Origin of the sequence: Candidatus Accumulibacter cognatus (genome assembly GCF_000584975.1) — a bacterium.
Taxonomy (GTDB): domain Bacteria; phylum Pseudomonadota; class Gammaproteobacteria; order Burkholderiales; family Rhodocyclaceae; genus Accumulibacter; species Accumulibacter cognatus.
In genome coordinates this window covers 1-14,381 of sequence record NZ_JDST02000063.1, presented here as the reverse complement: position 1 = coordinate 14,381, position 14,381 = coordinate 1, and the positions used below count along the sequence as shown (strand labels likewise).

General features: G+C 63.8%; 13 protein-coding genes and 1 pseudogene. 5 read left to right on the top strand and 9 right to left on the bottom strand.

Features of this window, described 5'->3' with window-relative positions; all coding sequences use genetic code 11:
- Together AW06_RS20555 and AW06_RS12350 are read left to right on the top strand one after the other, a co-directional pair.
- Positions 1-2,623: caspase family protein (locus AW06_RS20555; protein WP_273704646.1), on the top strand; the 2,623-nt coding region annotated here is incomplete at its 5' end.
- Positions 2,624-2,638: 15 nt separating this feature from the next.
- Positions 2,639-3,970: a metallophosphoesterase gene (locus AW06_RS12350; RefSeq protein ID WP_034950464.1), complete on the top strand. Its 1,332-nt coding sequence runs from the start codon at positions 2,639-2,641 to the stop codon at positions 3,968-3,970.
- Between the two features lie 59 nt (positions 3,971-4,029).
- Here the strand turns inward: AW06_RS12350 and AW06_RS12345 are convergent, their stop codons facing one another.
- Positions 4,030-5,235, bottom strand: a complete 1,206-nt coding sequence (locus tag AW06_RS12345; protein WP_273704645.1) for an MFS transporter — start codon at positions 5,233-5,235, stop codon at positions 4,030-4,032.
- 225 nt (positions 5,236-5,460) lie between these two features.
- On the opposite strand from AW06_RS12345, the gene AW06_RS12340 reads away from it, so the two are divergent.
- On the top strand, positions 5,461-5,808 hold the full coding sequence (locus AW06_RS12340) for a hypothetical protein (protein WP_034950462.1): 348 nt from the start codon (positions 5,461-5,463) through the stop codon (positions 5,806-5,808).
- A 91-nt stretch (positions 5,809-5,899) separates the two neighbouring features.
- Here AW06_RS12340 and AW06_RS12335 read toward each other — a convergent pair whose 3' ends face one another.
- From AW06_RS12335 to AW06_RS20550, 3 genes are all read right to left on the bottom strand, one after another.
- The gene (locus AW06_RS12335) at positions 5,900-6,229 is read right to left on the bottom strand and encodes a hypothetical protein (RefSeq protein WP_034950459.1); all 330 of its coding nucleotides are present in this window, start codon (positions 6,227-6,229) and stop codon (positions 5,900-5,902) included.
- A gap of 211 nt (positions 6,230-6,440) precedes the next feature.
- Positions 6,441-7,976 carry a mechanosensitive ion channel family protein gene (locus AW06_RS12330; RefSeq protein ID WP_273704644.1) on the bottom strand — a complete coding sequence of 512 codons (1,536 nt, stop codon included), beginning with the start codon at positions 7,974-7,976 and terminating at the stop codon, positions 6,441-6,443.
- A 175-nt stretch (positions 7,977-8,151) separates the two neighbouring features.
- Entirely contained in the window at positions 8,152-10,269 is a 2,118-nt protein-coding gene (locus tag AW06_RS20550; RefSeq protein ID WP_273704643.1) for a methyl-accepting chemotaxis protein, read from the bottom strand.
- A 112-nt stretch (positions 10,270-10,381) separates the two neighbouring features.
- Between AW06_RS20550 and AW06_RS12320 the strand changes: the two genes are divergently transcribed.
- Positions 10,382-10,639, top strand: a complete 258-nt coding sequence (locus tag AW06_RS12320; protein WP_034950456.1) for a type II toxin-antitoxin system Phd/YefM family antitoxin — start codon at positions 10,382-10,384, stop codon at positions 10,637-10,639.
- A 5-nt stretch (positions 10,640-10,644) separates the two neighbouring features.
- Positions 10,645-11,057, top strand: a pseudogene (locus tag AW06_RS12315) (type II toxin-antitoxin system VapC family toxin).
- Between the two features lie 281 nt (positions 11,058-11,338).
- Here the strand turns inward: AW06_RS12315 and AW06_RS20545 are convergent.
- From AW06_RS20545 to AW06_RS12295, 5 genes are all read right to left on the bottom strand, one after another.
- Positions 11,339-11,470, bottom strand: coding sequence for a hypothetical protein (locus AW06_RS20545; protein WP_273704642.1), 132 nt, complete (start codon positions 11,468-11,470; stop codon positions 11,339-11,341).
- A gap of 105 nt (positions 11,471-11,575) precedes the next feature.
- Positions 11,576-11,812 carry a hypothetical protein gene (locus AW06_RS12310; protein ID WP_273704641.1) on the bottom strand — a complete coding sequence of 79 codons (237 nt, stop codon included), beginning with the start codon at positions 11,810-11,812 and terminating at the stop codon, positions 11,576-11,578.
- Between the two features lie 35 nt (positions 11,813-11,847).
- On the bottom strand, positions 11,848-12,135 hold the full coding sequence (locus AW06_RS12305) for a hypothetical protein (protein WP_034950454.1): 288 nt from the start codon (positions 12,133-12,135) through the stop codon (positions 11,848-11,850).
- Positions 12,122-12,415, bottom strand: coding sequence for a toxin (locus tag AW06_RS12300; protein WP_034950452.1), 294 nt, complete (start codon positions 12,413-12,415; stop codon positions 12,122-12,124). The genes AW06_RS12305 and AW06_RS12300 overlap by 14 nt, the downstream gene beginning before the upstream one ends.
- Before the next feature lie 133 nt (positions 12,416-12,548).
- A protein-coding gene (locus tag AW06_RS12295; RefSeq protein WP_273704640.1) for an IS3 family transposase occupies positions 12,549-14,107 on the bottom strand; the annotation gives its coding sequence in 2 pieces (ribosomal slippage) (positions 12,549-13,678 and positions 13,678-14,107; 1,560 coding nt in all).
- Positions 14,108-14,381 lie beyond the last annotated feature (274 nt).

Below are 14,381 nucleotides of genomic sequence, written 5' to 3'. Positions count from 1 at the left end.
GCTGGCCGAGCGCGTGGCCGCCGACGACGACGCGACGGCGATCGTCTATTTCAGCGGCCACGGCCACGAGCAGGACGGCGAGTATTTCCTGATTCCTTACGATCTCGACCTGAAACAGGTCGGCCAAAGCGCGGTGGCGGCCACCACCTTCGCTACCCGGATTGCCAAGCTGGCGCCGCGCCGCCTGCTGGTGCTGCTCGATTGTTGCCACGCGGGCGGGATGGGGGTCAAGGACACGCTCGCCGCCACGGCACTGCACAGCGCGGCGCTGCCGCCGACGCTCTTCCTGCCCGCCGGTAAGTCGCCCGCGACGCCGCTCGCCCAGGGCGAGGGCCGCGCCGTGCTCAGTTCGTGCCGGCCGGGGCAACTCTCGTATCTGCGCGCCGACGGCCGCATGAGCATTTTCACCTATCACCTGATCGAGGCGCTGAGCGGGCACGCGCAGGCGGCCGGCGGCGCAACCGGGGTGCTGGTTTCCGACCTGATCGGTCACCTCCATCGCCGCGTACCGGAGAGCGCCCGCGCCGACCACGGGGCGGTGCAAACGCCGTGGCCGGAGCTGCGCGGCAACTTTCCGGTGGCGCTGCTGCTCGGCGGAGAGGGACTCGCCAAGGGACAGCGGCTGCCCGATCCGCTGGCGCTGCCGGCGTCCGGGGCGGTTTCCTACCGCGCCAAACTGCGCGGCGGCGGCGCCATCGCCCAGGGCGACGGCGCCACGGCCCTCGGCAAGGGGGCCACCCTCATCGGCGGCAAGAAGCGCCGCCGCGGCGACACGGAGACGATGCGCGAGGCGCCGGCCACGGCGGACGATGCCGGCCCGGCGCGCGAGCGGTCGTCGTCCAAGAGATTCCGCGCGCTCTTTGCCGAGCGTGGTTTCGCTTTTCTCGACGATGGCGACGGACGCGATGTCTTTCGGCTGCCCGACCCAACCGGGCGGACCGGCAAGGGCCTCGCCGACGGGTCGCCCGACGCGGCGCAACAGGAGAATGCGCCGGCGAGTGCGGCGGCGGCCGGCAAGCTGGGTTTCGTCCTCGAAGGTCCGGCGGCCAGGGGCCTGACGCTGCTCGCCGAAGGAATCGCCTTGCTGGTCTTCAAGCAGTTCGCGGCGGGCGACGCGGCAGGAGCGATTGTCGAAGGCGAGAAACTCGAGCCGCTGCTGGCCGGCGAACAGACGCTGGCGATCAGCGTGACGCCCGAAGACGGGCTGGCGATCGACGGCCCGCATTCGCGCCAGGCACAGTTCAAGGACGGCCGACTGCAGCAGGCACAGCCCTTTGCCCTGCGGGCGCTGGCCGGCTCGGCGGGTGAATACGGGGTGCATGTCGAGTTCCACCACGCCGGCGCGCGGCTCTACGAGTTCCGCCTGCCGATCATCGTGCTGCCGCCCGGCAAGGCCTTGCCGGCGGTGGTTTCGCCAACGATCATCGACCTGGACGGATTGCGGGCGGTGCAGGACTGCGCCGAGGTCGGCAAGCCGCCGCTGCGTCGCTTGCGGCTGAAAGCCTGCTTTGAAAACAACCTCCTGTACCTCGACCTGGAGGATTACGTCGACGGAGAATTCAGCAACTCGCTCGGGGGTTTCACGTCATCGATCGACCGTGCCCGGCTGGACGCGCTGCGCGCGCAACTCGCGGCGACCCTGGGTGCCAATCTCTACGAGACTTCCTCCGTGTGGTACGGCTTCGACGGCACGGACACCACGGCGCCAGCCTGCCGGCGCGCGCTGACGGGCGTCGCCAGGCAGTTCGCGCAGGCCGGTGGCGTGCTCTATCGGGCCCTGCGCGAGGATCCGACATTCTGCAGCGTACTCGACTACATCGAAGGTCAGGCCGAACCGGGAACGCGGCTGACCATCGTCACCCGCGACGTATCGCTGCCGTGGGAATTGCTGTACCCGCAGCGCTTCGACGCGGACGCGCCCGACGACTGGCCGCTGCAGCCGGAGCTGTTCTGGGGCACGCGCTTCGCGCTCGAAACGCAGTTCCTCGGCGAAGGCGACTACGCTTCGCTGCTGAAGGCCCGGCGGCAGGCGAAGGCGACAGCGAGCCTCAACCTCAACCCGACGATCACCGTCGACGCCGATCAGCCGCGCAAGGTGCACGACGCCCTGGCCGCCGCGTTAAGGGCGCAGGGCCCAACCGTCGAGGTCAACGCCGATGGCCGGAATATTCGCGATGTCGTCGTCCGGGCAAAGACCGACGCGACGCTGATCTATCTCTTCTGCCACGGCAGCCCGCCGCCCTCGCCCGCGGCGCCGCGGCCGGAATCGCTCGAACTCGACAATGGCTGCTCGGTCTCGGTCGATCAGATCGACGAGCAACGCGTCTACCGGAATGCGCCGGTGATTTTTCTCAACGCCTGCAGCGCCGGCGCCTTCTCGCCCTTGTCCTTCACCGGCTTCCTGCGCGCCTTCCGCCGGAAGAAGGCGCTCGGTCTGATTGCCCCGAGTTTTCCGGTGCCGACCGGCTTCGCGGCCCGTTTCGGCGCCGATGTCGTCGACGCCTGTTTCCACAGCCCGGGCCGCAGCCTTGCCGGCCTGCTGCTCGGCTTCCGGCAGCAGCACGTACGGCGCGGCAATCCGCTGCCGCTGCTCTATGCCGTGCAGTGCCAGCTCGATCTCTAGGCAAGGAGCGATGCGATGTCGGACAGACGGCAAACGCTGATCGTCAGCGACCTCCACCTGGGCGGCGGCGCGGCCGATCCGGGCGACGACCATGTCTACCAGGACCGGCAGCTCGAACGCTTCGTCCGCCAGCGCCTGGCCTCGCCGGCCGGCCAGGCGGGCGACATCGAACTGTTCTTCAACGGCGATTTCCTGGAGTTCGCGCAGGTCCGGCCGCAGGCCTATCGCAGCCCGTCGGCCGACTACTGGTGCTCGGAAGCGGAGTCGCTGGAGAAGCTCGAGGCGATCCTCGCCGGACACGACAACAGCTTCGCCGCGCTGCACGACTTTCAGGCGGCGGGCAACCGGGTGACCCTGGCGGCCGGCAACCACGATGTCGACCTGTACTGGCCGGCGGTGCGCAAGCGTTTGCGGGCGCGCATCGGCCCCGGCCTGCGTTTCGCAACCGGCGTCGATTGGGTCGAGCGCCACGACGGCCGGCTGCACATCGGCCACGGCCACCTCGAGGACCCGGCCAACCGCTTCAAACACTGGTCGGCGCCGATCCTGCGAGCGCCGGACGGAGCGCGGCTCGAAATGTGCCCCGGCACCTTGTTCATGGTCCGCTTCGTCAATGGTCTGGAAGCGCGCTATCCGTTCGCCGACAATCTGCACCCGGTGCAGAACCTGGCGACGATCCTGCTGCGCGAAGATGCCGGCGGCTTCGCCAGCGCCGGCTGGATGTTGTTGAAGTTCATCGCCCGCCATGTCAAGACGCTCGGCTCGTCAGAGGCTGCCGATGTCGGGCGGCGTCTGCTGGCGCTGCTGCGCGAGGACGACGCTTTCGCGCAACGCCTGGCCGCCGCGTCTCGGCTGCTGGGCGACGACCGGAGTTGCGCCAGCGTACGCCGGGACGTGTCCGATGAGGAGCAGCTCGCCGATTTGATGCAGCGACTGTTCGCGGTGCTGCCGGCGGACGAGTGGCTGGCGCTGTTCGCGCTGCGGCCGGCGCCGGTGCTCGGCGCGGGCGGCAGCAAGACGCTCGGCACGATCATCGGCGCGCGCCACTTCGGCCGGGAGGCGCTGCGCGATCTCGCGCAGCGACGATTCGATGCCTGTCCGGCGGCGCAGGTGATCGTCATGGGCCACACCCACCTGCCCGACACGCGGAGCTTCGACAAGCGCCATTACCTGAATCCCGGTAGCTGGACACGCTACCTCGACCTCGAAAAACATCCGCCTCTCAGGCTCGACGATCTGCGCGACGAAGCCCGTTTCCCGTACGAGCTGAACTACGTCGTCGTCGAAGCCGACGCCGATGGCACGCCGCTGGTGGCCAGGCTGGAGTGTTTCGAGCGGAGAGCCTGAGGGGGAAATGGGGCTGGTCTGCTATAGGCCGTTCTCTGCCCTCGCCTGCCTGTATGGACTCACCCTGCCGGTCGCCATTCCTGTCCGGCACGCTGGCCTCCGAGGCGCAGGAGGAGCAGCGCCGCCGCGGCCCACATGATCGCCGGCAGCCATTCCATCAGGGCTTCAGACCCGGCGCCGCCCGACGCCACGAGACTCAGCCGCGACATCGCTGCGACGGCCAGCGTCGCCATCAGCGCACCGGTGCTGCGGCCCGTCTGCAGCGGATAACCGCGCTCACTGGCAACCCCGATCGACGCACACAGGATCAGGCCCCAGAAGGCTCCGGCGGCAAACTGGCTGGCGACGAGCAGCGGTAGCGAACCGGCAAGCACCGTACCGGCGAGCGACAGCGTGCCGGCGATACAGGCAAGCTGCAGCACCGGCAGCGATCCGCGTAGGCGCACCAGGCGGTCGACCAGCAGCAGCCCGAAACTGAAACCGACCCAGAAGACGGGCATCAACCAGGTGAGCAGCGCTGGATCAGCCAGACGTTTGAATTGCGGCGCGGCGTTGATGGCGGTATGTACCTGCTGCCCGAACGCGAGCAGAAGCGCGATGGCGAGCAGGACAATCCACGCGCCGCGCGCCGCGTCGGCGGGTACCGCCGGTTGGACGTCGGCCTCCCATGGTTGATCGACGGGCTGACCGCGTTCGACGACCACCAGCGCCAGCGCCGAGACGCCAACCGCCGCGGCGCTCAAAAAGAACGGTAGCGATGGATCGACGCCCTTGAGGATGATCGCCAGGTAGGGCGCCAACGCCGACGCTACCGCCAGACCGAGCAGCTGGATGCCGGCCAGACGTGGCATGGCAAAGCGGCCGGCATAGCGGGAGAGCAGCACGTAGGGTGGCGCGCGCAAGGCCGACGACGTTGCGACCCACACACTCGTGACCGCGAGGAAGAGCATCGGCATCACGGCCAGCCAGGGCAGAAGAAGCATCGCCACCGCCGAGACGGCCGCGAGCAGCACCAGCATCGGCCCGATCCCGCGCAGTGCCGCGCGTACGCGATCGACCGCCACCCCCATCGTCCAGTCGGCGAGCGCAAACAGCAGTTGGTCAGCGGCGAGGAGCCACGGCAGATAGCGTTTGTCCACGCCGCCACGCGCCAGCAACTCGGGAAGGAAGATGACATAGACCACCCAGCTCAGCGAGAAGAACAGCTCCACCGCCGCCAATAGCCAGGCCGCCCGCGTTTTCCGAAAGGTGTCTGAAGTATCCATGCTCCGAATCGTGGCACGGAAACCCGGGCGAATGCAAATATCGAGACCTGTACCCGTGCCCTCGATGTGCACGGCGTTGTACTCCATGCACCCCCTCCCCTGGTCACAGAGCGATACATGGTCTTACATTGCTCATGACATCTCCTGCTTGCTGCAGGCGTTATTCGGCACAAGGCACTGCACTATCGCAGTACCTGAAAACCCAACCACTCAAGGAGATGCAAAATGAACAAGACCCTGATCGCTCTGATGCTTGCCGCCGGCTTCGCTTCCTCTTCCTTTGCGCAGGGGAGTGCGCCTGCCGCTGCCACCCCCGCCGCCGCTCCGGCGACCAAAGTGATGGCGCCGGCGGCTGCGGACAAGAAGGTCGAAGCGCCGAAGGCCGTCGAGCCGGTAAAGGCCGAAGCCGTCAAGACCGCCCAGCCGACGATGGCCGCTGCCGGCACGGCCACGGGCGAAGAGCACGCAGCCAAGCCACCGCAGCATCCCAAGAAGCATGTGGTCAAGACCGAACCGAAAACCGAAGCCAAGGCAGTAAGCAAAACCGAGGCGCCAGCGCCGGTCAGCAAGTAAGTCCTTCCCGTTGATGACACGCACCCCCAGGCTTTCACCTGGGGGTGCCGGTCTTGTCGAGGGCCAGCGCTTGAGCAGGGGTCTGGCCTGGTCAGGCGTCCTCGCCGTGCGGAAACAGTTTCTCGATACTCTTTCTAAGCTCCACGCCAGAGATTAACTGTTTGCATACAGGGTGCCATTGATAAATCATCCACCACTCCTCGGTTTCAGGTTTGGGGTGATCTGGGCATGTCATATCCACCCCAAACGAATCCAACAGATCTTCGGTAGTCGATAATCTGGAAACATCGACGACTTCTTGCAAGAACAAACCCTCACCGTCTGGTGCAAAGCGCTTCTCGATTTCTTCAGGGTGAAGCCGATTCAGGCACTGAAGTAGTAGTTCGAGTGGTTGAGAATAGGGATTGGATGTTTTTTTCATGAACGTGATTGTTCCCTGCCAGCCCGCATTCCATTACGTATACCGCCACCCATTCGGTAGCCAGCTTTCATAGAGGACTTCCTTGGCGATCGCGCAGGGGCAATGACGGGGAAGCCTGTCCATTCGCCACGACGGGGGACAATTCGATGCGTGACCACAACAATTCTTCCCATTCAATTTGCTGTGTTTCGAAGACCGGCCATGAGGTCTGTCAACCGTCGCAAAAGCCGAAAAACTCGCGCATCTTGTCGAGAATGCTCTTCGTTCGTAAGGAGAGGCCGCTGGGCAGCGGTTGTGCCCGTTCTCCGGCAGGCATCCTCAATCGCTGTTCCCGGCTGGCGAGAACGCGCGCGATTTCGCCGGCGACCTCCGGTCGTGACTGGATGACCCGTTCGAATGTGGCCCTGTCGAGCCGGTAGCACTGCGCGTAGCTCCGGGCAATCAGCGTCGCGCGGCGCGGCTCGCCGGTCATCATTCCGATCTCGCCGAGCACCTCGCCCGTGCCGAGCACCGCCACGTGTCCACCGGGCCTGTCGGGCAGTTCGTCGAGCCAGACGTCAACCTCGCCTTCGGCGAGCAGGTAGAGCGAATCACCGGTTGTCGAGCCTTCACGGAGAATGACGTCTCCGTTGGCGAACGGGGCGTAAACTAGATTGCTGGCCATTTGTGCGATCTCCTCGTCGCTGAGCACCGCGAAGATCTCGGCGGACCGAAGCGCCTGGCGACGACGTTGCTGCTCGCGTTCCTCGGGCGCCTTCCGGGTGTCGAAAGACAGACTCACCTCATTCTGCGCGACAGCAAGTTCGATGCCAGCGCGCTGCAGTGCGGCGAGCAGACGGCCACGGACTTGTGAATCGGTTGGTGAATCGGGCTCCACGTCGATCAACCAGTAGCGCAGCGCGTAGCGCGCAAAGCCGGGGCCGAATTCCATCAGCACGCAGCTCGGCTCGGGCGTCCGTGCGACGTTCGGCATGTCTGCCGTACCAATGGCTGCCAGAGCGACTTCCTGCACACGTCCCGGCGGAATCGAGGAGGCGACGTTGAACCACAGCCAGCGACGCCACTCGGGCCTTCTCTGCATCGGACTTGAAACGATGGTGAAAGAATTCTTCATCAATACGCTGTTCGGGAAGATCACCGTTTCGCCGTCGCGCGTCTCGAGCGCCGTGTAGCGCCAGCGAATTTCGGAGACCTGTCCGGCGACGTTGCCGATCGTGATCCAGTCGCCGACCTTGATCGAGCTCTCGATCTGCAACAGCAGGCCACCCATCGTGTTGCCGAGCGTATCCTGCATGGAAAAAGCAATCACCGCGGTCAGTACGGCCGAAGTCGCGACGAGGCTCGTCAGATCCATCCCGGCGAGACGCAAGCGGACAAGGACCCAGGCGATGTAGCCGAGGAAAGTCAGCAGATCCTCTATGATCCGCGGGATGCGCAGGCGGATCAGCGGGAAAGCCAGGCGAAAGAGCAGAAGCCCGAGCAGGTGGATCATGATCAGGCCGGAGCCGACGACGAACATCTCGTGGACGATCTCGGCGCTGTTGTGCAGAGCGAAGGCATTGAGACAAGCCGAACTGAACTTGCCGAGGACGCACAAGCCGTAGAGTTCGAGCGAAGTGACGATCGCCCGCCGGCTGGCGGGAAGCAGCTGAAAGAGGATCAGGCCGAGTCCGAAGGTGAAGAGCAGCGCCCAGGGCAGTTCCGGACGCCAGAAGTAAGCGAACGCCTTGTTCCAGAATTCGAGCATGCGCATTCCTCCTGCAAGTTGGCTGATTGTCACGTGATTACCGGTGCCGATCCCGGGGGCGAATCCGTTTTTCCATTCCCGCCGGTCTTCGGGTGCTGCTATCGCCTGGACGTTGGACGGGGCAAATCGCGCTTGACGGCTCGCTTCCTGGACTTGGACTATTGGACCAGCCGGATCAGGACACCTTGAAGTAGGCGACCTGCTGGCGAAGATCCTGCGCCATCTGTTGCAGCCGCGCGGCGTTCGCGACGTTGGCGCGCATCGTCGCGTTCGTCTCCTCGGTCATCTGCGCGACGTGCTCGACGTTCTTGGCCACATCGTTGGCGGCCACGGCCTGTTCGCGGGTCGCGTTCGCCACTTCCAGCGCGCGCTTCCGGGAGTCTGTGGCCTCGGCCGAGATCGTGTCGAGCATGTCCGACACAGCGCTCACCTTGGCAAGCCCGTGCTGGATCTTGGGTGCGACGGCCTCCATGCAGGAAACGGATTGGCGGGTCTCGTCCTGAATCTGCCCGATCATCTCGGCGATTTCATGCGTTGCCTTGGCCGTGCGCTCGGCCAGCTTGCGCACCTCGTCGGCGACCACCGCGAAGCCGCGGCCCTGCTCACCAGCACGAGCCGCCTCGATGGCCGCGTTGAGCGCCAGCAGGTTGGTCTGGTCGGCAATCTCGCGAATCACGCCAGCGATCCCGCCGACCTCTTCCGATCGCTTGACGAGCCCGGCGACCTGCTCCGACGACGCGCTGATCGCGCTGGCCATCGACTCGATCTCGTCGACCGCGTCGTGAATCGCGGCCACGCTCTCCTCGGTCAGGCGGGAGGTCTTCTGCGAGCTGGCTTCGGTTTCGCCGGCCAGCGTCGATACCTCGTTGATGCTCACCGTGACTTCTTCGAGGGCCGCCGCCGAAGCCGCCGAGGCCTGCGCCTGTGCCTCGGTGGCCGTGCTCACCTGGCTCGTCGCTACCGACATCTGTCGGGCCGCGTCGCCGATGGTGTCGGATGCGGAACGGACGCCCCCGATGATCGTTCCAAGCTTTTCGGCCATCTCGTGCATCGCATGCATCACGGCGCCGATTTCGTCGCCCCGGCCGGTATCGAGGCGGATCGTCAGGTCGCCGTTGGCAATGCGCTGCGAGCTACCCACCAGTCCGGTCAGGGGTCGGATCACGATGCGGTTCAGGTAGAAGGTCAGAATCGCCAGGAGCGTGATCGTCAGCACGAAGGTGGCGGCGATCGTCAGGTTGCGTGCGCGGTCGGCGAGGCTGAAGATTTCCTCGGTATAGCTGCCCGAGGCGACGATCCAGTTCCAGTCCTTGTAGTCGTTGTAAATGACAATCTTGTTGCGCGGGCGAGTATCGCCGGCCTCAGTGTTCATCCACGGGTAGATGATGGTGCCGTTTCTTTTCTCGACGATTTCGCGGATGAACGGACGGCCTTCGTTGTCCTTGGCTTCAATGATGTTCTTGCCTTCCGATGTAGGATGGACGATAAGGGTACCGGCCTTCGGGCCGGGAGTGGCGTCGAGCACATAGGCGTAACCGGTTGTGCCGAGCTTGATCTTCTTTATGGTCTCCTTCATGCGCGCAATCGACTCGACGATGTCGATGCCGACGAAATGCAGGCCGATCACCTGGCCGGCCGCGTCGTGGATCGGGTCGTACTTGGTCATGAAGTCGCGCCCGAACAGGGTGGCCTTGCCGGTAAAGGACTTGCCTTCACGCACCAGCACGTAGGCCGGGTGTTCCTTGCCGAGCAGCGTGCCGACGGCTCGCGAGCCGTCTTCCTTCTTCACGGAGGTCGTCACGCGTACGAAGTCGTCGCCTTTCTTCGCAAAGACGGTCGCGACGTTGCCCTTGGTCCGCAGACTGAAGGTATCAACCTCGCCAGTGCTGCCGTTGAGCACGACACCATTGAGCTTGAGAACCGGGTCGTCTCCGCCTTCGAGCGTGTATCGGCCGGCGAGCGCAGTCGTGAAAGCGTGTGCCCAGCTTTCAGCCTGCCCGCGAAGGATCGAGTCGGTTTGCCCGATCATGTCGAGCACCATCATGTTCGTCTTCCGGAGCTGTTCGGTCTCGTCGCGTTCGTTGATGTCGCGAATCTCGGCGTTGAGGAACAGGGCGAAGCCGCCCAGCGACAGCACGATGGCGAGCGACACCATGGCGGCGATGCGAAAGCGGATCGACTGGGTTTGGATCATCGCGCGGCGACCTCTCGTTTCGTTTGTCTTTCCCTGAAGGCTGGATCCGGAACGAAGAAGTATACTCGGAACTCGGAAACGCTCCGTGATCTCCTGCATGGAATCAGCAATTCTCAGCTAGAGCCGCGGCTTAGCCCGCGCGCGCGTTGCCCGCTTGATGATGCGCCAGGACTCTAGTAGACCAGTCATTTGACTAGACGCAGGAGATGCTATGCACACTTGGCCAGTGCAAGATGCGAAGGCGCGGTTCAGCGAGTTCTTGGACGCTTGTCTGGCCGACGGCCCGCAGATGGTAACCAGGCGAGGGGTGGAAGCCGCTGTTCTTGTGCCCGTAGACGAGTGGCGGCGCTTGCAGGCCGCCGCGCGGCCTTCGCTCAAGCAACTGTTGCTGTCGGATGTAGCTCGTGCGGACTTCGTGTTGCCTGAGCGCGGACATGCGAGGCGTCGGCCGCCTACGGCCCTCCGGTAGCCGTCATGTACCTCCTTGAAACCAACGTCATATCAGAACTGCGCAAGCTTCGACCTCATGGCGCAGTACTGGCGTGGATTGCCTCCGTAGAGGACGCGCAGCTTCTGTTGCAGCCGTTACCCTGGGTGAAGTTCAGGCCGGTATTGAATTGACGCGGGAACAAGACAGCGCAAAGGCAACGGAAATCGAGGCCTGGTTGGACATGGTCGCGGCCACATACAACGTACTTTCGATGGATTCGGCTGCCTTTCGAATGTGGGCGAAACTGATGCATCGCCGATCTGACACGTTGTACGAGGACGCCATGATCGCTGCCATAGCTAAGACCCATGGCTTGACAGTGGTGACGAGAAACGTTTCCGATTTCGCTCACTTCGACGTTTCTCTTCTCAATCCGTTCGAGGGTGACGCGCCGTAGGTCAATTCACGGGCTAATCGGGATAGGAGAAAGCCTCGCGGCCTCCCCCTCCCACACCTCCGGACGAACGGGTCACGTACCCGGTGTTTCGATGAAGCCAATTCCTAACGGGGCGCAAGACTCGGTAGTACCACTTGTTCGAAGAAGCGCAAGGGGAGCGCGATCGACAAGGCCGGTATCTGCGGCGCCCGCCACGAACCGTGCGCGGACTTGCTGGTATGCCACGCTTCACGCACCGACACGCCGCGTTTGCGCAGTTCCCGATAGCCCGCTCGACCCCATCACGCTCCACCCGCCTTCAGGAAGCGATTGACCAAGCGCAGCAGACCGGCATCTGGACACCTTTGCTTCAGGCGCGCCATCAGCCGGTCAGGATTGACCCGGTCGAAGAAGGCTGGCAGCTCCCTATCCACTACCCAACCGTATCCTGCCCGGAGGTTCACCCGCACTGCACGCACAGCCGGATGGCCCGAACGCTGTGGGCGGAATCCGTAACTCTGGGGGTGAAAGTGCGATTCTCATTGCACCGATACGACTTGCGCGATGGCTTGCTGGATGAAGCGGTCCAACACCGTCGGGATGCCCAGCGGGCGTTTCTTCCCGTCGGCCTTGTCGATTTCCACGCGCTTGACCGGCTGCGGACGGTAGCGGCCCGTCTCCAGTTGCTCGCGGATTTCCGGCCAGTGGTGTCGGAGGTACTCTGGCAGAGCATCGACCGACATGGCTTGGGTCTGAATCGACTCGGTAAGACTCATGTCACACGATCCGCCCCAAGAACTTTGTTGGAAATTCAACTCCCCGAGCCATCTGGTTTTGGCTCTGCTAGCTTGCCAGTAACGTACTTGTGTAAAACACTCGCAATAAGCGTTTGATAAGGCATGCCTTCCTCCAGCGCCTTGGCCTGAATGTCCTTCAGATCGCCAGAGGAAAGTCGGATGTTGACACGCTTGTCTTTGAGGGCTGTTGCTCGGGCGGCAGACTTGAACTTTGCCAGTTCGGCCTTTGTTGCAACCGACTTCAACTCGCCCTTCTCGTAGGAGGTGAGTATTTCAAGTTCGTACGGGTCAGCGGTCGACATCTTCTTCACCTTTGCTCAGGTAGTCGCAAGTCGCCTTGCGACTCGGTATGACCGTCTTGAGGAAGTAGTGATCCGCTTCCTCGATGAAGGGCACCAAGTACACGTAGCCGTCGCTCGCGACGACAAGGATCTGTTGGTTAGGGTACTTGGCCTGGTTGGGGTGACTCAGCACGTCAAGCAGGCTACCGGTCTCAATGGCGACGGTCATCTGCTCGAACGAGACGCCGCGCTCGGACTTGAGTAGATCGTTCTTCTCGGGACTCCAACGGAACGGCTTCATGGCGCGATGCTACGCTCATGTGTGCCTTTTGTCACCGGGTCAGCGTGCCTGACATCTTCGACTTATCATCGGGATGGGGAGAAGCCTCACGGCTCCCCCCGGTGTTTGTCAAGATAGTTGTCGCGTTGGGTGATCAAGCGGCGTGCATACTTTCGGAGCGTTGCAAGCTGTCGGAAACGATGACGTCTCGCTCCGGGTTAAGGGTCACTGTGTCGAGGTAAGACCAGTCACGAGTGTTTCCTGTCCAGCGGCGCGGGTTTCGGGCTCTGGCCTGTTGATAAACGGCGTGGCGATGGTCGAGGATCGCTCGATCCTCCCCGAGGTGGCGTTGTCCCGGGGTGACATAACGAATCCCGCTGTGCAAGTGCTGGTTGTTGTACCAGGCGACGAAGGGGTGGACCCAGTCTCGTGCCTCGTTGATGGTGGCAAACCCCGTAGCAGGAAACGCGGGAGCGTATTTGGCGGTTCGGAACCAGGCCTCTGCAAACGGGTTGTCGTCCGACACGCGCGGCCGGGAACGGGACGGGGAAATCCCAAGCCAGGCAAGCCTCTGAGAAATCGTGGTGGCCTTGATGGTAGGACCGTTGTCGCCATGCAGGACTGGCTTGACCGACTGCGCGTGGATTCCTTCTTGCAAGGCGATACGCCGAACCCGCTTCGCGGCGTGCTCGGCGTTGTCGCTGGTCTCGACCGTGAAGCCAAGGATTTTTCGGCTAAAGACGTCGAGGATGACCATCAGGTAGAACCACGCACCGATGACCAAAGTGGGCAGGTAGGTCACATCCCAGCACCAGAGCTGCCCGGGACCCGTCGCAATAGGAGTGGTCGGTTCGCGGTGGGCGCTCGGCGGTTTGGCGCGACCACGATGTGCGAGTTGCTCGTGGGCGCGCATGACACGATAAAAGGTCGACTCTGAGGCGAGGTAGCGCCCTTCGTCGGCCAACTGCGGAACGATGCGGGAAGGAGGCTGATCGGCAAACCGTGGTTCGTTGATCACACGCAGGATTTCCTCCTTCTCGCCATCGGTAAGCACATGCGCGGGCGGGGGACGAACCGCCTCCGGGCGCTTATCTCCGCGGGTTAGTCCACCTTCGCGTCGCCAACGCTGCCAGGTGCGCGCGTCGATCCCCGCCAAACAGCAAGCAGGTACCAAGCGCGATCCTGCAGCATGAGCCTCTTCGATATGAGCCGCGATTTCGCGGCGATTCTCCAGCGCAATCATGCGTCCGCCTGCCCGGGGAGAATCGCCGAGAGCTTTTTTGCCAGCACCAGGAGCGCCGTGGTTTCGGCTAACGCCCGATCTTTGCGCAAGAGATCGCGTTCGAGTTCCTGAATCCGTCGTTTGTCGGCTTGGGTCGCTTGCGGCGTCGCCCGTGCTTCCTGGGGATCGGCCAGCGCGTCGAGGGCACCTTGGCGCCAAACGTCGAGTTGCGTCGGATACAACCCATGTTGCCGGCACCACGCACTTGTCGCGTGCTCGTCTAGCGCCGCCGTCGCGACCAGGGCTTCCCATCTCGCCGCGGCTGACCACGCCCGCCCGCGGGCGGGCGTGGTCAGCGCCTCTGCTCGCCAGCGCTCCAGCGTGGAGACCGATATCCCCACTTCCTTCGCCAATTGTTCGATGGCTGCCGACTCCGGCGGCAGCAGCCTTCCCAGGATCCGATCCTTCGTTGCTTGTGAATATCGTGCCATTTCGTGCCTCGCTAATGCCCCTGCGTCAGAAGTAAGGAAGCGACAACTATTGTGACACAGGGGGTGCCTTTGCCCTGCTGGCCAGTGTCATCGACACCTGCCGGCGACGTCGCATTCTGCCCTGGCCCTACCTGGCCAAGGTCATTGCCGAGCGGCGCAAAGGCAACTCAGCGCCCCCGCTACCGGTTGCCGCCTGATTGGCGGGAGGTGCCGGCAATCGGGGGGCTAAACGGTTACCTTTCCGCGTGTCGGACATATACCGTGCGCGGTCACG